This is a genomic window from Marinobacter sp. (genome assembly GCF_048269445.1).
Taxonomy (GTDB): Bacteria; Pseudomonadota; Gammaproteobacteria; order Pseudomonadales; family Oleiphilaceae; genus Marinobacter.
This window is the reverse complement of sequence record NZ_JBLXIQ010000009.1, coordinates 52,008-70,529: the sequence shown is the minus strand read 5'-3', so window position 1 is coordinate 70,529 and position 18,522 is coordinate 52,008. Positions and strand designations below refer to the sequence as shown.

20 protein-coding genes are annotated in these 18,522 nt (G+C 59.0%); 13 read left to right on the top strand and 7 right to left on the bottom strand.

Features of this window, described 5'->3' with window-relative positions; translation table 11 throughout:
* Nucleotides 1-39 precede the first annotated feature (39 nt).
* Nucleotides 40-345 carry a hypothetical protein gene (locus ACN0XM_RS17450; protein ID WP_417568213.1) on the bottom strand — a complete coding sequence of 102 codons (306 nt, stop codon included), beginning with the start codon at nt 343-345 and terminating at the stop codon, nt 40-42.
* A gap of 193 nt (nt 346-538) precedes the next feature.
* On the opposite strand from ACN0XM_RS17450, the gene ACN0XM_RS17445 reads away from it, so the two are divergent.
* From ACN0XM_RS17445 to ACN0XM_RS17405, 9 genes are all read left to right on the top strand, one after another.
* Nucleotides 539-1,309: an ABC transporter ATP-binding protein gene (locus tag ACN0XM_RS17445; RefSeq protein ID WP_417568212.1), complete on the top strand. Its 771-nt coding sequence runs from the start codon at nt 539-541 to the stop codon at nt 1,307-1,309.
* Entirely contained in the window at nt 1,306-2,289 is a 984-nt protein-coding gene (locus ACN0XM_RS17440; RefSeq protein ID WP_417568211.1) for an ABC transporter substrate-binding protein, read from the top strand. Before ACN0XM_RS17445 ends, ACN0XM_RS17440 begins: the two co-directional genes overlap by 4 nt.
* A 2-nt stretch (nt 2,290-2,291) precedes the next feature.
* Complete coding sequence (locus ACN0XM_RS17435) at nt 2,292-3,062, top strand: ABC transporter permease (RefSeq protein WP_417568210.1); 771 nt, start codon at nt 2,292-2,294, stop codon at nt 3,060-3,062.
* A 193-nt stretch (nt 3,063-3,255) separates the two neighbouring features.
* Nucleotides 3,256-4,044, top strand: a complete 789-nt coding sequence (locus ACN0XM_RS17430; RefSeq protein ID WP_417568209.1) for an ABC transporter ATP-binding protein — start codon at nt 3,256-3,258, stop codon at nt 4,042-4,044.
* The gene (locus ACN0XM_RS17425) at nt 4,034-4,753 is read left to right on the top strand and encodes an ABC transporter ATP-binding protein (protein WP_417568208.1); all 720 of its coding nucleotides are present in this window, start codon (nt 4,034-4,036) and stop codon (nt 4,751-4,753) included. The genes ACN0XM_RS17430 and ACN0XM_RS17425 overlap by 11 nt, the downstream gene beginning before the upstream one ends.
* Before the next feature lie 81 nt (nt 4,754-4,834).
* The gene (locus ACN0XM_RS17420; protein WP_417568207.1) at nt 4,835-6,052 is read left to right on the top strand and encodes an ABC transporter substrate-binding protein; all 1,218 of its coding nucleotides are present in this window, start codon (nt 4,835-4,837) and stop codon (nt 6,050-6,052) included.
* A gap of 38 nt (nt 6,053-6,090) precedes the next feature.
* Complete coding sequence (locus tag ACN0XM_RS17415; RefSeq protein WP_099618397.1) at nt 6,091-6,987, top strand: branched-chain amino acid ABC transporter permease; 897 nt, start codon at nt 6,091-6,093, stop codon at nt 6,985-6,987.
* Between the two features lie 5 nt (nt 6,988-6,992).
* Complete coding sequence (locus ACN0XM_RS17410; RefSeq protein WP_417568206.1) at nt 6,993-7,913, top strand: branched-chain amino acid ABC transporter permease; 921 nt, start codon at nt 6,993-6,995, stop codon at nt 7,911-7,913.
* Between the two features lie 5 nt (nt 7,914-7,918).
* Entirely contained in the window at nt 7,919-8,857 is a 939-nt protein-coding gene (locus ACN0XM_RS17405; protein WP_417568205.1) for an ornithine cyclodeaminase family protein, read from the top strand.
* Here ACN0XM_RS17405 and ACN0XM_RS17400 read toward each other — a convergent pair.
* A complete protein-coding gene (locus ACN0XM_RS17400; protein WP_417568204.1) occupies nt 8,854-9,801 on the bottom strand; it encodes a LysR family transcriptional regulator in 948 nt (315 codons plus the stop codon). The two genes, ACN0XM_RS17405 and ACN0XM_RS17400, sit on opposite strands and share 4 nt — an antisense overlap.
* A 309-nt stretch (nt 9,802-10,110) precedes the next feature.
* Here ACN0XM_RS17400 and ACN0XM_RS17395 point away from each other — a divergent pair, with 309 nt between their 5' ends.
* On the top strand, nt 10,111-11,061 hold the full coding sequence (locus ACN0XM_RS17395) for a DMT family transporter (RefSeq protein WP_417568203.1): 951 nt from the start codon (nt 10,111-10,113) through the stop codon (nt 11,059-11,061).
* Here the strand turns inward: ACN0XM_RS17395 and ACN0XM_RS17390 are convergent.
* The 4 genes from ACN0XM_RS17390 to ACN0XM_RS17375 all read right to left on the bottom strand — a co-directional run bounded on the left by ACN0XM_RS17390 (nt 11,018) and on the right by ACN0XM_RS17375 (nt 13,966).
* Entirely contained in the window at nt 11,018-11,473 is a 456-nt protein-coding gene (locus tag ACN0XM_RS17390; protein ID WP_417568202.1) for a hypothetical protein, read from the bottom strand. The two genes, ACN0XM_RS17395 and ACN0XM_RS17390, sit on opposite strands and share 44 nt — an antisense overlap.
* A gap of 151 nt (nt 11,474-11,624) precedes the next feature.
* A complete protein-coding gene (locus tag ACN0XM_RS17385) occupies nt 11,625-12,209 on the bottom strand; it encodes a gamma-glutamylcyclotransferase (RefSeq protein WP_417568201.1) in 585 nt (194 codons plus the stop codon).
* A 35-nt stretch (nt 12,210-12,244) separates the two neighbouring features.
* On the bottom strand, nt 12,245-12,868 hold the full coding sequence (locus tag ACN0XM_RS17380) for a MarC family protein (protein ID WP_417568200.1): 624 nt from the start codon (nt 12,866-12,868) through the stop codon (nt 12,245-12,247).
* A gap of 93 nt (nt 12,869-12,961) precedes the next feature.
* Nucleotides 12,962-13,966 carry a GlxA family transcriptional regulator gene (locus tag ACN0XM_RS17375; protein WP_417568199.1) on the bottom strand — a complete coding sequence of 335 codons (1,005 nt, stop codon included), beginning with the start codon at nt 13,964-13,966 and terminating at the stop codon, nt 12,962-12,964.
* Between the two features lie 111 nt (nt 13,967-14,077).
* On the opposite strand from ACN0XM_RS17375, the gene ACN0XM_RS17370 reads away from it, so the two are divergent.
* The 3 genes from ACN0XM_RS17370 to pntB all read left to right on the top strand — a co-directional run bounded on the left by ACN0XM_RS17370 (nt 14,078) and on the right by pntB (nt 18,063).
* Nucleotides 14,078-14,977 carry an alpha/beta hydrolase gene (locus ACN0XM_RS17370; RefSeq protein WP_417568198.1) on the top strand — a complete coding sequence of 300 codons (900 nt, stop codon included), beginning with the start codon at nt 14,078-14,080 and terminating at the stop codon, nt 14,975-14,977.
* 101 nt (nt 14,978-15,078) lie between these two features.
* Complete coding sequence (locus tag ACN0XM_RS17365) at nt 15,079-16,656, top strand: Re/Si-specific NAD(P)(+) transhydrogenase subunit alpha (RefSeq protein WP_417568197.1); 1,578 nt, start codon at nt 15,079-15,081, stop codon at nt 16,654-16,656.
* Nucleotides 16,657-16,668: 12 nt separating this feature from the next.
* On the top strand, nt 16,669-18,063 hold the full coding sequence (gene pntB, locus ACN0XM_RS17360) for a Re/Si-specific NAD(P)(+) transhydrogenase subunit beta (RefSeq protein ID WP_417568196.1): 1,395 nt from the start codon (nt 16,669-16,671) through the stop codon (nt 18,061-18,063).
* Nucleotides 18,064-18,129: 66 nt separating this feature from the next.
* On the opposite strand, the gene bamE is transcribed toward pntB, so the two are convergent.
* Nucleotides 18,130-18,441, bottom strand: a complete 312-nt coding sequence (gene bamE, locus ACN0XM_RS17355; RefSeq protein ID WP_417568195.1) for an outer membrane protein assembly factor BamE domain-containing protein — start codon at nt 18,439-18,441, stop codon at nt 18,130-18,132.
* Nucleotides 18,442-18,522: the final 81 nt, after the last annotated feature.

Here is an 18,522-nt window from a genome sequence, read left to right as displayed (position 1 = left end):
TCCGATTACTGACCGGGCCGCGTTGACGGCCCGGTCAGTTCACTGGCTGAGAATATCAAGAATCTCTCGGGTGTCCCGGACAACCGTGTAGACCCGATCCTCAATGCGGACCCTCTGACGATTTCCGTCAATATCTTCAATTGTGCCATACCGCAGAAGATCGCGATCCAGGAAATCCCCTTCCCGATAGTTCACTTTTTTCTGCCAGCCCGGGGGCAACGGCTCGCCCCGCTCGACCTTCTTCTGCAGCCCGGGAGGGAGCTGGTTGCCCGGTGGTTGGGCTGCGGCCGGTACCGAGCTCATGATGAAAACGCCCAACAGGGCGGCCGCCAGATACCTTTCCATAACTACCTCATTTTCAACTGGTTGATGTCCTGAGTATGTCTGTACACAACTGACGCAGATACCTCGCCGCAGGTTCCTTACCAGGCTCCCCCATAGGTATAAATGCATAATCCACTTTTATCCTGCCCTTCGTAGTTATAAAATCAACATTATCTATTCTATTTTAGAATATAACCATATTCTGGCAGGCTATATGAAACTCCTGTTCGACCAAGTGACCAAGAGCTTTGGCGACCTGAACGTTATCAAACAATTCGACACCGTCATCGAAACCGGGGAAATCGTGGCGCTGGTGGGCCCTTCCGGTTGCGGAAAATCCACCTTGCTGCACATGCTCGCCGGTTTGCAGAGTGCCTCTTCCGGAACGCTTACGGCCGATGGCAAGAGTGTCTCGGATCCGTCGCCCGAGCGTACCCTGGTGTTCCAGGAACACGCGCTCTATCCCTGGATGACGCTGATGGAGAACGTGGCCCTGGCACTGGAATTCCAGAACCAACCTAAACAGGTCGCCCGTGATGAGGCCGGTAAATGGCTGGGCCGGGTCAAGCTCACCGGCTTCGAGGATTACTATCCGCACCAGGTATCCGGCGGCATGCGACAGCGTTGTGCCCTGGCGCGGGCCTTCATTGCCCGGCCCCATGTTCTGTTGCTGGATGAGCCTTTTGGCGCTCTTGATGCGCTCACGCGCATGACCCTGCAAAGCGTGCTGAAAGACCTCATTGAGGAAGAGCGCCCGACCGTGGTTTTGGTGACCCATGATGTGGACGAAGCTCTATACCTGGCCGACAGGGTGCTGGTGTTCAGCCATCGCCCGGCGGTTGTGCTCAAGGAAATCACCCTGGGACATATCCCCAAAACCCACGATCTTTCCGCGTTCGCCGATGTTCGTCGCAACGTTCTGAACCTGCTCGGTATCGACACCGACACTACCTCAACCCCTGATGAGCAAGGAGAAACTGTATGATTCGCTGGTTACTTTCCGCTGTTCTGGCATTTGTGATTGCCAGCCCCGTTGCTGCGGCAGAAGAATTCCGGGTCGGATACGTCAGGGTGATGGACGACGCCCAGGCCATGCTGGCCTATGAGGCCGGGCTCTATGAAAAATACGGTCTGGACGCGAAATTGATTGAGTTCAGCTCTGGTACCGACCTGATCAAGGGCATTGTTGGCGGCCAGCTTGATATCGGTGTGCTTGGCTTCTCCAACGCGTTTACCTGGGTGTCCCGCGGGGCAGACCTGAAAATCGTTGGCGGCGCCCAGCGCGGCTATCACTCCCTGCTTGTACGTGAAGATTCCGGCATCGAATCGGTGGCAGACCTGAAAGGCAGAAATCTGGCTTCCCAGAAGCAGGGCAGTACCGCCGACATTGTGCTCAAAGGCGTGATGCTGGACAACGCCGGCCTTCAGCCAGGAGACCTGAACATTATGGGTGTGGCACCGGCGGTCGCGGTTCAGTCACTGGTCGGCGGCCGTGTTGATGCCGCATTCCTGTTTGAACCTTACGACCGTATCGCCCGGCTGGTGGCACCAGTGAAACAGATCTATGAAATTGGTGAAGTCTGGCCATTCCCGTGCATGGTGGTGATCACCTCTGCCGAGACCCTGAAAAACCGGAAAGACCTTGTCTGGGCGGCTCTGGATGCCCAGCGTGAAGCCATCGATATGCTGGAAAACGAGCCCGCCCAGGCGGCTCCGCTGATTACCAATTATTTCATCAAGGATGAGTTCGTCGAGTCCCGCAATCAGGGCAAGATTCCCGCCGAGAACGTCATTACTCAGGCCATCCAGACCAACGACTTCAGCGCCAAGCTGACTGGGGACGACATCAACCGGATGAAAGAACTCGCCACTATCATGAAAGCTCAGGGCATTCTCCCTTCGGACAGCGATTTCGATGTTGACTCCCTGCTTGATCTGTCATGGCAGAAGGCCCGTGAGCTTTAAGCATGAGCACTAATCAAACCACCGGCGTCGCCAGCAAACGGGCCTATGTGCTCGCCATCGCAGTCATCCTGTTCTTCTGGCAGGTGGCGGCCTGGTTCCTGCCGGACTTCCTGATGCCGGACGTTCCCGCAGCCTTTGTACGCCTGTGGGAAGAGTTCAACAGCCCGACCTTCTGGGAAGGACTGGGCAACAGCATGACCCGCCTGGGTGCCGGCTACGGCTCTGCCATCGTGCTCGGCATCCTGGTCGGCCTCGTGGGTGGTACCCTGAACGCGGTCCGCAACACGCTGAAAGCCGCGATCATTATCCTGCAGTCGATTCCCTCCATCGCCTGGGTGCCGTTGTTCCTGATCCTGATGGGCTTCGGCAACCTTCCGATCATCGTGGTGGTGGCCATTGGCGCCTTTTTCCCCACTGCACTGAGCGTGATGAATGCCACGGAAAGTGTCGAGAAAGTGCACATTTCGGCAGCCCGGGTCATGGGTGCCTCCAGGTTCCAGATGCTCAAGCGGGTGTATTTCCCGGCCGTCACTCCGGAGCTGATTACCGGCGCCCAGCTCGCTTTCGGCAACGCCTGGCGGGCCTTGATTTCCGCCGAAATGATCGTGGGATTCAGTGCTGGACTCGGTAAATCCCTGGCCTATTCCGGTGAAATCGCCGACATGACCGGCGTGATGACCAACATTCTGGTGATCGCGGTGCTGGCTGCGGTCATTGATCAGGTTGTCCTTGAACGCATCAAACACCGGCTGCTGCGTTACCAGTATCTTTAAAACCTGTTCCGGCTTTCCGGGAGGCGCCCTGCCTCCCTTCTTTTCTTGACAGACGCCACACCCTCCGACTATTACTGAATGTCAGTTCAGTTGGCAGTATCTGCAACCTTTTCATAAAAAGCGTTTGAATAACAAATAATAACGAACCTATGGCGTACCAGTCGCCGACTTGAAACGAAAGGGGTGTATTTCCGTGAACGACCAGGCTGCGGGCGAACACACAACGCCCTCCCCGATCATCCTCGAAACCCGGAACCTGCAAAAGGATTTCAAGGGCTTTACCGCCATCAACAACGTCAACGTGAAAGTGGAGACGGGGAGCATCCATGCCCTGATTGGCCCCAACGGTGCCGGAAAAACCACTTTTTTCAACCTGCTGACCCAGTTTCTCAAACCCAGTTCCGGCCAGATTATCTACGACGGTGAAGACATTACCCACTCCCGGCCCGCCGGCATTGCCCAACGAGGCATGATCCGCTCATTCCAGATCTCGGCGGTGTTTCCACACCTGTCCGCCCGGGAAAATGTCCGCATTGCACTGCAGCGCACATTAGGGGTGTCTTACCAGTTCTGGCGCTCCAAGCGGATACTGGACCAACTGAACGAGGAAGCCCAGGCAACCCTGGAACTGGTAGAGCTGGGTCCCTTTGCCGACACCAAGGCCGTCGAACTGCCTTATGGCCAGAAGCGGGCCCTGGAAATTGCCACCACCATTGCCCTGAAGCCCCGGCTGATGCTGCTGGACGAGCCCACCCAGGGCATGAGCTCCGAGGATGTGGGCACAGTGACCGATCTGATCAGACGGGTGGTCGAGGGCCGGACCATCGTGATGGTGGAGCACAACCTGAATGTGGTTTCCACCCTCGCCGACACCATCACTGTGCTTAACCGGGGCGAGGTACTGGCGGAAGGCAATTACGACACCGTATCCACAAACCCTGCCGTGATGGAAGCCTACATGGGGACCACCGATGCCGCCTGATCAACGCCCGGAGTTGCTTCGAATCGAAAATCTGCACGCCTGGTACGGCGAGTCCCACATTCTCCACGGTATGAACCTGACGTTGCACGAAGGCGAGGTGATTACCCTGCTGGGTCGCAACGGGTCCGGGCGCACGACCACACTGAAGGCCATTCTCGGCCTGGTGGGGCGGCGCACCGGCTCGATCCGGATCCACGGCACCGAAATCATCAATATGCCCACGCACCGGATTGCCCATGTCGGCAAGCTCGGCTATTGCCCGGAAGAGCGTGGCATTTTTGCTTCCCTCAATGTCGACGAGAACCTGGAGCTGCCCCCGGTGGTCGCCGAGGGCGGCCTGTCGGCGGACGAAATCTACACCATGTTCCCGAACCTCAAGGAACGGCGTAAAAGCCAGGGCTCCAAGCTGTCCGGGGGCGAACAGCAGATGCTGGCCATTGCCCGAATCCTGCGCACCGGTGCCAACCTGCTGCTGCTGGACGAAATCACGGAAGGGCTGGCCCCGGTCATCCTGAAATCCCTGGATCAGGTGATTCGCAAACTGCGGGAGAAGGGTTTCACTATAATCCTCGTGGAACAGAACTTTCGCTTTGCTGCGCCCCTGGCAGACCGCCACTATGTGATTGAGCATGGCCAGGTGGTGGAACAGATTGACGCCGCCGACCTTGAGGCCAAAAAAGAGCAGTTGAACAGGCACCTGAGTGTCTGATCCCGTGGGCCAGGGGCGCCACAAGCGCACCTACCCTGAATCTGAAAAGACCCTGAATCTAACAAGAAAAGGAATCCCACTATGTTGAAGCACTGGAAACAAGGACTGGCAAGCGCCGTTGCAGTGGCCACATTGGCGATGCCGCTCACCGCAACCGCTGAACTGACAGACGGTAAACTCAAAATTGGTGTACTCAGTGACATGTCCGGGGTTTACAAGGCCCTGGAAGGTCCAGGCGCCGTGATCGCAGCCAAAATGGCCATCGAGGACTTCGGTGGTTCGGTCCTGGGCCAGCCGGTTGAAGTCATATCCGCCGACCACCAGAACAAGCCGGACATCGGCGCCAGCACCGCGCGGGAGTGGATCGACGCCAAGGAAGTGGACATGATCACCGCCCTGGACAACTCGTCGGTGGCCCTGTCGGTGCAGGGACTGGCAAACGACAAAAAGATCATCACCATGAATACCGGGGCGGGCACCACGGCTCTCACCGAGGATCAGTGCACACCCTATGGCATCCACTATGTCTATGATACCCACGCACTGCCCGTGGGCACAGCCACGGCCATGGTCAAGAACGGCGGCAAGAGCTGGTTCTTTATTACCGCCGACTATGCCTTTGGTCACTCCCTGCGAGACAACACTGGCGCAGTAGTGGAGAGCCTGGGCGGCGAGGTGGTTGGCAACGTCAACGCGCCGCTGTCCACCAACGACTTCTCCTCCTATCTGCTGCAGGCTCAGTCCTCCGGTGCCGACGTCATCGGCCTGGCTAATGCCGGGCAGGACACGGTGAACGCGATCAAGCAGGCCAACCAGTTCCGGATCGTGCAAAGCGGTCAGAAACTCGCGGGTATGCTGGTGTTCATCACCGACGTACACAGCATGGGCCTGGACATTGCCCAGGGGCTGCAGTTCACCACCGCGTTTGTGTGGAACCAGAACGACGAAACCCGGGCCTGGTCAGAGCGCTTCTTTGAGCGCCACGGCGCCATGCCCACCATGGTGCACGCCGGCGTTTACTCCGCTGTAACCAACTATCTGAAAGCGGTCAAGGAGACCGGTACCGACGACAGCGACACCGTTCGCGCCAAGCTGGGTGAGATGACCCTGAACGACATGTTCGTCAAGGACGGCTCCATCCTGCCGAACGGCTCCATGCTGCACGACATGTACCTGGTGGAAGTGAAGAAGCCCTCGGAGTCCGAAAGCGAATGGGACCTGCTGAGAGTGGTATCGAAGATTCCGGCGGATCAGGCGTTTATTCCGCTGTCCAAATCCAAATGTCCGTTGGTTAACTAACGGTAGAACCGACCACTGCTTCCGGGGAGATTGCCGACGTGTCGATACAGGTCATACTGGCCCAGGCGCTGCTTGGGCTGAATGTGGGTGTGTTCTACGCCATGTTGAGTCTGGGGCTGGCGGTGATATTCGGCTTGCTGAATATCATCAACTTTGCCCATGGCGCCATGTACATGCTGGGGGCATTCATTGCCCTCATCGGCTACTCTCTCCTGGAGCAATGGTTCGGAATCAGCCTCCAGATCGGATTCTGGGCGTCACTGCTGGTGGCGCCCGTTATCGTCGGTATTCTCGGTGTTTTGATCGAACGCCTGATGCTCAAGCGGCTCTACGAGCTCGACCACATTTACGGGCTGCTGCTCACCTTTGGCATCACGCTCATCCTTCAGGGCCTGTTCGCCAACTACTTCAACGTTTCTGGTACGCCCTACCCGGGCCAGCCGGAAGCGCTCAGTGGTGTGGTAAACCTCGGGTTCATGTACTTCCCCACCTACCGCCTGTTTGCCATCGTGTTTTCCCTGGTGGTCTGTTTTGCCACCTGGTGGGCCATTGAACACACCAAGCTCGGCTCCAGGCTCCGCGCAGGCGTGGAAAACCCCGACCTGACCCAGGCATTTGGACTGAATGTCCCGCTCATGGTCACCCTGACCTTTGCCTTCGGCGCTGGCCTGGCTGGCCTGGCCGGGGTGCTGGCTGCTCCAATCTACTCGGTCAGCCCGCTGATGGGGGCCGACCTTATCATCGTAGTGTTTGCCGTGGTGGTCATCGGCGGCATGGGCTCGATCATGGGCGCCATTCTGTCTGGCCTCGCCCTGGGCCTGGTTGAGGGACTAACCAAGGTATTCTACCCGCCCGCCGCCAGTACCGTTATTTTCTTCCTTATGGTGCTGGTTCTTCTGTTCCGCCCCGCCGGCCTGTTTGGTAAGGAGAAGTAAGCGCCATGACCAACCGCATCCTCTTTATCATCATGCTGGTGGCAGGCCTGACCGCCCCCCTGTTCGCCTACCCGGTGTTCGTCATGGACCTGCTGTGTTTCGCACTGTTCGCCTGTGCCTTCAACCTGTTGCTGGGCTATGCCGGCCTGCTCTCGTTCGGCCATGCCGCGTTCTTTGGCGGCGCCGCCTACATTACCGGTTACGTCACCAAGGAATGGGGATTTACCCCGCTGCTCGGAATACTCGCTGGCGCGGGGTTTGCCATGTTGCTCGGCGCGGCCTTCGGATTCCTGGCCATACGCCGCCAGGGCATTTACTTCGCCATGGTGACCCTGGCGCTGGCTCAGATCATCTACTTCCTGGCCCTGCAGATGCCCTTCACCGGCGGCGAGAACGGCCTGCAAGGCATTCCCCGGGGGCACCTGTTCGGCCTGATTGACCTGAACAACTCCCTCGCCATGTACTACTTCGTGTTTGCCATCTTCCTGGTCGGCTTCGGCATCATCTACCGCACCATCCATTCGCCGTTCGGCGAGGTGCTGCAGGCGATCCGGGAAAATGAATCCCGTGCTCTGTCCCTGGGCTACGATGTGGATCACTTCAAACTGCTGGCCTTCGTGATATCCGCCACCCTGGCCGGGCTGGCCGGCGCCACCAAGGCCATCATTTTCCAGTTTGCTGCACTGACCAACGCCCACTGGCAAACGTCCGGCGAGGTCATCCTGATGACCCTGGTGGGCGGACTGGGCACCGTCTTCGGCCCGGTGGTGGGTGCCATCACGGTGGGTGCCCTCAGCCATGAGCTGTCCGCCTTTGGCTCCTGGGTCCAGGTCATCCTCGGCACTATCTTCGTGGTCTGCGTCATGGTCTTCCGACGTGGCATCATCGGTGAAATCCAGCGACTGGCCAGTCGCAAACAGGGTTAAGGTTTATGCGTGTTATTTCTGCCCAGGAGGTGGCCGGCGCATTGGCTTGGCCGGCACTGATTGAACGTCTCGCCACCACGTTTCGCGAGGGCGTCGAAGCACCGCCACGGCACCATCACGCCATGCACCGCCCGGACGGTGAGGCCACCATGCTCCTGATGCCGGCCTGGGAAGAGGTCGGGTACATTGGCATGAAAATGGTCAACGTGTTTCCCCAGAACGCCAATGCCGGCCTGCCCGCCATCTCGGGCCTGTATATTCTTTGTGAGGGCCAGCACGGCACTCCGCTCGCCTGTATCGACGGCAGCGCCCTGACCAGCCGGCGGACCGCCGCGGCGTCTGCCCTGGCAGCCCGGGAACTGGCCCGGCAGGACGCCGATTCGTTACTGGTGGTCGGCACCGGCAAACTGGCACCGATGCTGATCGAGGCTCACGCGGCCGTTCGCCCGATCCGCACGGTACGAGTCTGGGGCCGAAATCCGGACAAGGCCGAAGCCCTGGCCGACAAATTCCGGGACCGGTTCGACTGCGAGGCGGTGACGGATCTGGAAACCGCAGTGCCCCAAGCAGACATCATCAGCTGCGCAACCCTGTCGACCGAACCGCTGATCCGGGGTGAGTGGCTGCGACCTGGCAGCCATCTGGATCTGGTGGGGGCATTCCGGCCATCCATGCGGGAAACCGACAGCCGGTGCCTGACCCGCAGCGAGGTCTTTGTCGATACCTATGCCGGTGCCATGGGCGAGGCCGGTGACATCCTGCAAGCCATCGACGAAGGCGCCTTCGCCAAGGCCGACCTGCGGGCCGAGCTGGCGGAACTCCTGCGGGGCGAGAAATCCGGGCGTACAGACGATCAGGCCATCACCCTGTTCAAATCCGTCGGTGCCTCACTGGAAGACCTGGCCGCCGCGATTGAAGTCTGGGAAGCGCTTGAAGGCAGCTAGTCCGCCTCACCCCGAAGCCCGCCCTCAATGGCCTGACTCACCAGCCAGCGCCGCATCAACTGAATAGCCCGCTCCTGACGCCGACTGGTTTTCCAGGCAAAGTAGAACTGGTCCCCGGTCATCACCGGATGGCAGGGCAACCGCACAAAATCCTCCGAATCCTTACGGGTGCTCAGCATGTAGTCGTTGGTGAGTGCGATGCCCTGATGGAATCTCGCCGCCTCAAGAGCCAGCAGCATGTGACTGAAATGCTGTACCCGGGCGCCCTCGGGAATGGGCCGGTCCACCGCCTTGTACCACACCTCCCAATCGCCGGCCGGTTTCTCGAAAATACTATGAGTCGACAACAACGGAAACCGCGCCACTTCATCCGGCGTCAGCGGTGCATCATCGCCATCCGCCCCCTCACGCCCAACTTCGCGCCGGATTTTTTGCCAGTAATCCTGACTGCAGACCGGAAACAGCCGCTCCACATACAGCAACTCATAGCTGTACGCCGGCGAATTCCGGTGAATGGTGATAAAACAGTCCGCCACCCGATCCGACAGCACCGGATTCTCACTACTCATTTCCAGCGCCAGATCCAGCTGCGGATGCAACCGCTGCAGATCCGGCAACCTCGGCACCAGCCAGCGCACCGCAAAGGAACTGAACACCGACAACCGCAACCGCGATTCCTCATGCCCCAGCAACTGCTCACTGGCCCGTTCAATCTGCAGCAGCGCCGAACTCACCGCATCCAGGTACTGCCGACCCTCACCGGTCAAAGAAAGCGTCCGTCCGCTACGCCAGAACAGCTGCTCCCCCAGATAGGTTTCCAACTGCTTGATCTGGTGACTCACCGCACTCTGGCTCACCGCCAGCTCATCGGCAGCGAGTGAAAAGCTGTTGAGACGGGCAACGGCTTCGAATACGGGCAGGGCTTTCAGGGGTGGCAGTTTCATTATCTAATTTTCTAATACCTATAAAATAAAGATCATTTTATCGGATATTAGCAAGCCCTTAGACTTCCTTCCACGTTACGGGAGCAGATCGGGTGGCTCCCTCCGAAAATGCTCGGAGCCAAGGGTGAAGAGCGAGAGCTCTTCACGGGCTGGCCAAGGATGGCCTGCCCAGGACCCTCAGCGCGACGCAGGAGCATTTAGCGCTGAGGGGCGGAGAGCAAGCGTACATGGACGTACTTGCAGCGGTTTTCGGAGGGGGCCACCCGATTTGCTCTTGCACCAGAACTTGAAGGTTAAAAGGGGAAAGATATGTCAGGAAAAACCGTAAACAGTGCCATTCTGCTGCTGATCATCGGCAACGCCATGGCCTTGATCTCTGACGTATTCATCAAACTCCTCGAGCCCGGCGCGCCCGTGTTCCAGTTTGCCTTCCTGCGCTGCCTGATCACGCTGGCCTTGCTCCTGCCCATGGCAGGACAACTGAACCGGAAGCACCTCTTCGCCGGCCTGAAAATACACGCCTTCCGGGCCCACATCCACCTGGCGGGCATCCTCTGCATGGTCATTGCCCTGGGCAACCTGCCCCTGGCAACCGCCAACGCCGTCTTCTACGCCGCCCCCATACTCGTCATGGTGCTCTCCGTTTTTCTGTTCCGGGAGAAACTGACCCCTCTGAGTGTCACTGCCGTATTCAGCGGCTTTGCCGGCATCGTACTGATCCTCCGGCCGGTCGAGTTCAACTGGGCCGCCGTCGCCGCGCTGGCGGCCGCGTTTGCCCTGGCCATCAACGCCGTGATGGTCCGCCAGCTGCCGACACAGCAAACCACCGTCCACAAACTGTTCCTGAACTACCTGCTCATTTTGCCAGCGGCGGGCGCCCTGGCCTGGTGGGAAAACGCCCCATGGGATTCCGGTATGCTCATCAGCGCCATGGGTTCCGCCCTGTTCATACTGGGCTACAACATCACCGTACTGCTCGCCTATCGCCAGGTGGATGCCAACCAGGTCACCAGCGCCGAATACACCGGGCTCATCTGGGCCGTGGGCATTGGCTGGATCTGGTTTGGAGAAGTGCCAGACCTCTGGTTCCTGGCAGGCAGCCTGATGATTGTGGTGCCGCTGCTGCTGATCGGCTTGCAGCAGCGACGCAGATCACCGGCCCGGGGTTTCAATCCGGCCCCCGAGACCGGCCACCTGCAAAGCCGCAGCGCCTCACTCAGCGGCGGGAAGATTCGACCAGCACGTGAGTGTCGTGAATGATCCTGCCAATTCGGGCCTCTGGCGGCAGTCCGTCACCGTAGCCCAGTTTGATGCGGTAATGGCCGGAATCGTGCCGGTCATACCTGTTGTACCTGTTGTACCTGTCATACCTGTCATATCTGTCACGGTAAACATCACGCTTGTGCTTCTTGCCATAATAGTGATGGCGCTCCTCGCGGCTGTGATGTTTACGGTCCCATTTCTGGTGCTTGCGCTTGTCGTGGTGGCGATCGTAATGGTCACTGCGATAGTGCGCCTGCAGGAATTTTTTCTGGTGGCCCGGCGGCATGGCCTGGCCCCGTTCATGGTGCTTTTGCCAGCCCGAACCGCGGCCGTTGTCGTTATCCGCCATCGCCGGAGCGGACACCATCAGGAACGCCGCTACAAGGCTTCCAATCACTAATCGCTTCATGATGATTCTCCCGTCTCTTTCAGAGACAGATCCCGCATCCGGACCCACTGCCGGATGCCTCTGAACCCAGATTATCGAACCGGGAGAGAAAGTCAGCGCCGCGGAGCCGGCTTTGCAGGATCTTTACGCAAAGCCCTGTCTCCTTGACGTTTTAGCCGCTGGAAGTGTCGTTTTCCCCGGCAGAGCGCAGGTGAGACTCAATAGCAAAGGTGTGGGGACAATCGGCACCAAGGGCGCGCAGTGATTCCGCCAGCCTCAGAAGATATTCCGAATTGGGGCCGCTGGGACCGGTTGCTGAAGCAATCTGGCGGGCGATATCCGCATCCGGCGCGTGACCCAGGAAGGCTTCATTGTCTTCGGTGGCAATATAAACCAGCCCCTCGGCATGGCTGCCATTCTCAAACGTGAGGGCAGTGCTGAAGCGCACGTAGCCATTCTTTTCCCGCACATCCAGGTGCTCGAACACATTAGGCGACACCCGGAACGCCATGCCCTTGCAGACAGCGCCGGGCTTTTCCACCAGAGTCACTACCCGGCCAGGGGCGTCCGGGGTGCCGCGGTGATCGTGGGAACCCTGCCAGAACCGGCGCTCCCAGCCACAAATCGAGGCTGGACGTTCCTCGATGACCGGGAAATCCACCTTGTAGATCAGCGAGCCGTAACCAAACAGCCAGATCGACTCGACACCGGAGAAATTGTACCGGTTGCGATTGTGCTCAATGGTGTTGGCAGGCATAACGGACCCTCAGCGGAAAAACAACCCGCAATACTCTAGGTAGAGGCGATGAATCCCGCAATACCCGTCAGCACAATTTCGGCGGCCATGGCGGAGAGAATCAGGCCACTGATTTTTGAAAGAATGTTGAGTCCGGTCTTGCCGAGCACCTTTTCAAGGTAGCCTGATAGGTGCAGCAGCACTGCCAGGATCAATAACCCGGACACCAGCCCAAGAAGCCCGCCGGTCACTTCGGCCACGGTTTTCAGCTCCGCCCCGTACACCAGAATCGCACCTATGGTCGCCGGGCCAATCATTACCGGAATCGCCAGGGGTACCACCGCAATGTCATCACGGTCCTCGTCCGGCAAGCCGGTGGCGTGATTGCGGGTGCCACTGGTGACCAGACTGATGGCGGTCAGGAACAGCAAACTGCCGGCACCTATCCGGAAGGAGTTGAGGGTGATACCAATGGCGCTGAACAGCAGCGGACCGGCAAAGAACAGAATCACGCCCAGAACAAAGGCCGAGACGCAGGCGCGGCGGATGATCGACGACTTTTCGGGTGCTGGCAATCCCCGGGTCAGTGCCAGGAACATGGTCACCACGAAAAAGGGCGCCAGCAGGAACAGAAAGCGAATAGTGCTACTGATAAAGGTAGAGAAAAACGTCTCAAGCATTCGGGGCATTCCAGGGTTCAAAGAAAGCCGGTAAGCATAGCTTGCTACAACGTTTATTGCCGTAAGGGAGTGAACGTATGAAACGCTGTCCGTTCACACTGCCATGGGCGTTACATAGCTGAAGCGCTTGCGATACTGTTCCATGGTGCAGCCCACCGTTCGCTTGAACAAACGTCGGAAGGAACTGGCATCCTCGTAACCCACGCTCCAGATGATCCGCGCCGTCTGATCGCGGCTTGACTCCAGTTTGTGTTTGGCGGCTTCAATCCTCAGATGCTGCAGATAGCCGATCGGCGTCTCTCCGGTCGCCTCCTTGAACCGCCGCTTGAACGTTCGCGTGCCCAGGCCGGCCACGTCGGCGACATTATCAATGCTGACCGGCTCGGGGTAATGCTGCTCTAGCCAGGTCTGCGCCTTGCGGATGGCGTCGTCCTGGTGGGCCTTGCGGCTGTAGAACGCCATGTAAGGTGTCTGTTCCACCCGGCGACCATCCAGAACCAGCATCTTGCTGCAGGCCAGTGCGACCGACGGTGAGGCGAAGCGTTCCACCAGGTAGAGGCACAAATCCACAAACGCCGTCGCGCCACCCGCACAGATAATCTGGCCGTTATCCACCAGCAACTGGTCCTCCTCCAGACGGATGTCCGGGTAGCGGCTCCGGAACAGCGGCGCTGCACGCCAGTGCGTGGTGGCCACCTGATCATCCAGCAAGCCGGCCTCCGCCAGCACGAAGCTGCCCGTGCACACACTGGCCAGCACAACGCCCTCCCCGAATGCCTCTCGCAGCCAGCTGTGTAACGGAATGGAGGGCGCCAGGGTGCGCTCCAACAGCTCAGCGCTCACTGCAGCCTCTACCGAGGAGCCCACCACAATCAGGTCGGGCTGAAAGTCTTCACGGCGCACCGTCGGTGTGACGAGGGCACCGCTGTAACCACGGACTGATTCGTTATCCACTGTCACGACCTGACAGTCGAATAAGGGCTCGGTCCGGACTCCTGGCACACGGGCGCAGTAATTGGCCACGGTAAAAAAATCCATCACACCGTGCACGCCGGATGCGTGGCAATTGGGCAAGGCAACGATTGCAATATTGATCATGGTGAATGGCCCTTTTCGCACTTTATATGTCAAATATGACACTCCTACTGGTAACCCGCAAGCCCTAACCTGAAGCTGTCATCCACCACAGTACGAAGAAGGATTTTCCCCATGACTTCACAACTGAACACTCAATCAGAGACTTTCCGCCATACCAGCCAGGCAAGGGCACCCGCGAACCTGGGCCTCTCCGCCACCCGGCTGGCACTGCAACTGTATGGGCGGTTGGCGCCCAAAAAAGCCGGGCGACTGGTGAACCGAATGGCCTTCCGGCCCTCAAGGCTGCCAATGCCCATCCGCCACGAACATTGGCTGGATAAAACTGACAGCTACACTCAGCTCCAGCATGGCTCACGAACCATTCCGGTGTATTCCTGGGGCCAGGGCCCGGTAATTCTGGGCGTGCATGGCTGGGCCGGCGCCGGCATCCAGTTCGGCGCCTGGATCGAACCGCTGCTCGAAGCTGGCTACCGGGTTGTCCTCTTCGACGCGCCGGCCCATGGCCGAGCCCAGGGGCAAAGCACCGACCTGTTCGAAATGGCCGAGGTCACCGCCCGAGTAGCCGCCAGTGTTGGCGGGGTACATGGCGTGTTGGCACATTCCATCGGCTGCATCGCCGTGGCCAGGGCCATTACTGACGGACTGCAGACTGACTACGTGGCCATGCTGGCTCCCCCGGCCAGCCTGACTGCCGTGATGGAGAATCTGGGCCAGCAACTGGGGCTGAGCCGGGAGACTCTCTCCGTCCACCTTCAACTCATGGAGGAGCGCTTCGGCCCATCGGTGTGGGACCAGCTGGATCTGGAGGACCTCTCCCGGTCACTCACCCAGCGGGGCCTGATTGTCATTGATGACGACGACACCTCCGTTTCACCGGAAGAGAGCCTGCGTGTGGCTGAAAACTGGAACAAGGCGGATGTCCTTCGCACCAGCGGACTGGGGCACAACCGACTGTTGTGGAGTCCGATGGTCATGGAAACTGTGCTCAGGGAGCTTGCCCGAGAAACCTAGCATGTCATCAACCGGAAGTTCCGGGCAGATCTGGCAACGTGCACTAGTATGTAGGTATCCAGGCAACTGATTCATCGGGCAATCCGGAGGAAATACCAACAATGAAAATCGGTATCCCCAGAGAGATTTTCAAGGATGAGCGGCGGGTGGCTGCCACACCACCTTCCGTTCATAAGCTTATCGGGCTTGGCTACGAGGTCGTTGTTGAAAGTGGCGCTGGCGAAGCGGCGAATTACTCGGACGAAGCCTACGAGAAAGTCGGCGCGGCCATAGCAGTCGATACCACGGCGCTGTGGCAGGAAGCGGATTTCATCCTGAAAGTCCGCGCGCCAATGAAAAATCCCTCCCTGAATAAACATGAAGTGGACCTGATGAAGGAAGGGGCATTTCTGGTCAGTTATATCTGGCCGGCACAGAATCCTGAGCTGCTGGAAAAACTCGCAGCGAAGAAGATTACTTCCTTCGCCATCGACAGCCTGCCCCGCATCAGCCGGGCCCAGAAGATGGATGCTCTCAGCGCCATGGCCAATATTGCCGGCTATCGGGCGGTGATTGAGGCAGCCAATCATTTCGGGAGGTTCTTTACCGGGCAGGTAACGGCGGCCGGCAAAGTGCCGCCAGCAAAGATCATGGTGATCGGTGCTGGCGTGGCTGGCCTGGCGGCCATTGGCGCCGCCAACAGCATGGGCGCAATTGTGCGGGCCTTTGATACCCGGCTGGAAGTGAAGGAACAGGTCGAAAGCATGGGTGCCGAATTCCTGGTGCTGGACTTCGGCGATGAAGACGGCAGTGGTGGTGGCGGCTATGCCAAGCAGATGAGCGATGAGTTCATCAAGGCTGAGATGGCTTTGTTTGCGGAGCAGGCTGAGGAGGTGGACATCATCATCACCACCGCGCTGATCCCCGGCAAACCGGCCCCGAAACTGATCACCGCCGACATGGTGAAATCCATGAAACCCGGCAGCGTGATTGTGGATCTGGCATCGGAACGTGGTGGCAACTGCGAACTGACCGAGCCCGGCAAGGTAGCCCATCACCATGGCGTGACTCTGATCGGCTACACCGACCTGCCCAGCCGCATGGCCAAGGTGGCCAGCGATCTCTACGCCACCAACCTGGTTCACCTGCTCACGGAACTGACCCCGGATAAGGATGGCCAGCCCCGGGTTAATATGGAGGACGAAGTCATCCGTGGCCTGACCGTGGTGCGGGAGAACGACATCACTTGGCCGCCACCCCAGCCGGAATCACCAGTCAGTCCCAAGCCGGCACCGGGTACGGAGGAGCCGTCGGCGGCCGACAAGGCCGCTGCCAAGAAAGACGCTGACCGTCGAAGTCTTATTGGCAAGGGCGCCTTGCTGGTCGTGAGCGCACTGGCGCTTTATGGCGTTGGCGCCCATGCACCGGAAAGTTTTCTGCAACACTTCACCGTGTTCGTGCTGGCCTGCTTTATCGGCTGGCAGGTGATCTGGAACGTGACCCCATCTTTGCATACCCCCCTGATGAGTGTGACCAACGCCATCAGCGGCATCATCGTCATCGGTGCCATGCTGCACCTGGCCCAGGCAGAGAATGTAGCGGTGGGCATCATGGCCTTTGTCGCTGTGCTGATTGCCAGCATCAACGTGGGGGGCGGCTTCCGGGTCACCCATCGCATGCTCAAAATGTTCCGCAGGTAGGAGACGCCCGATATGAGTACAGGACTGGTGAGCGTGGCCTACGTGGTCGCAAGTATCTGCTTTATCCTCAGCCTGGGCGGCCTCAGCCACCAGGAATCAGCCCGGCGCGGTAACCTCTACGGGGTCGCCGGTATCGTCATCGCGGTGGGGGCCACCCTCGCAAGCGTGGGTGATGGCGGCATCATCGCCATTGTCATTGCCGTGCTGCTTGGCGCCGGCATTGGCATCCCCATCGCCAACAAGGTGGAAATGACCCAGATGCCGCAGCTGGTCGCCCTGCTCCACAGTTTTGTGGGCCTGGCGGCAGTGCTGGTCGGCTTCTCGGGCTACATCGAACCACTGATCGCGACTGCCGGAGCGGAACATACCATCAAACTGGTGGAAGTGTTTGTCGGCATCTTTATCGGGGCGGTGACTTTCACCGGGTCCCTGGTGGCCTGTGGCAAGCTGGATGGCCGCATCGACAGCAAGGCCCTGACCCTGCCCGGTCGGCACATCATGAATCTGGCTGCGATCATCGCCTGCGTCTTGCTGGGGGCCTGGTTTCTGGGGACCGACAGCATGGCGCTGGGAATCGTTGCACTGGTGCTGATGACGGCCATTGCTTCGGTACTCGGAATTCACCTGATCATGGCCATCGGCGGTGCCGACATGCCCGTGGTGGTGTCCATGCTCAACAGCTATTCCGGCTGGGCCGCGGCTTCCATCGGTTTCATGCTGGGCAATGATCTGCTGATCGTCACCGGTGCACTGGTGGGCAGCAGCGGCGCCATCCTCAGCTACATCATGTGTAAGGCCATGAACCGATCCTTTATTAGCGTGATTCTTGGCGGCTTCGGCCAGACCACCAGCAGCGCAAGCGCCAGCGATTCGGAGCAGTCGGTCCATGAATCCAGCATCGATGATGTTTGCGAGGAACTGCGCAACGCCGATTCGGTCATCATCGTGCCCGGTTACGGCATGGCCGTGGCCCAGGCTCAGAACGGCGTCAGCGATATGACGAAAATACTGCGGGACCGGGGCGTGAACGTGAGGTTCGGCATCCATCCGGTGGCCGGCCGACTGCCCGGGCACATGAACGTGCTATTGGCGGAAGCCCACGTACCCTACGACATTGTGCTGGAGATGGACGAGATCAACGCCGATTTCCCGGACACCGATGTGGTGCTGGTGATCGGCGCCAACGACACGGTAAACCCGGCTGCCGCCGAAGATCCGGGCAGCCCGATTGCCGGCATGCCGGTACTGGAAGTGTGGAAAGCGCGGCAGGTGGTTGTCCTCAAACGGGGCATGGCGACCGGCTATTCCGGTGTCGAGAACCCGCTGTTCTTCAAGGACAACACCCGCATGCTGTTTGGTGATGCAAAAGACAGCATCGACAAGCTGGTAGGTGGTTTGCGGGCCTGATAACCCAGGCCCCTTCTTTAATAGGGAACCGCCCGGTCTGCCCAGCATGGCTCGGCAGACCGGGATTTATTCGGTGGTGTTATAGACGTAGGACGATACGGTTCCGTCCTGGTTGAAACGCACTACCAGATCGGTGGTTTCGGCATCGCCGAAGGCAGACCACTTGTACTTGCCGTAAGTCCAGGTTCGTTTGCCATCCTCGATGCCGGTGCGCCAAGGCTCTCCGAACATCTCCTGGATATCTGCTCTCGTGGTTTCACCGATCTGTATCTGATCAACGTTGTGGGTGGCGAAATCCTTCCCCACTGTTGCACAACCCACCAGGGCCGACAGCATCAGTGACAGTGACAGCGTTTTAACCGATCCAATAATCGACATACTGACTCCTTATGTGCAAATGACTTTCCTCCATCATAGCGCGTTAAACTTCACACGCGATTACGAGGACGACACATTTTG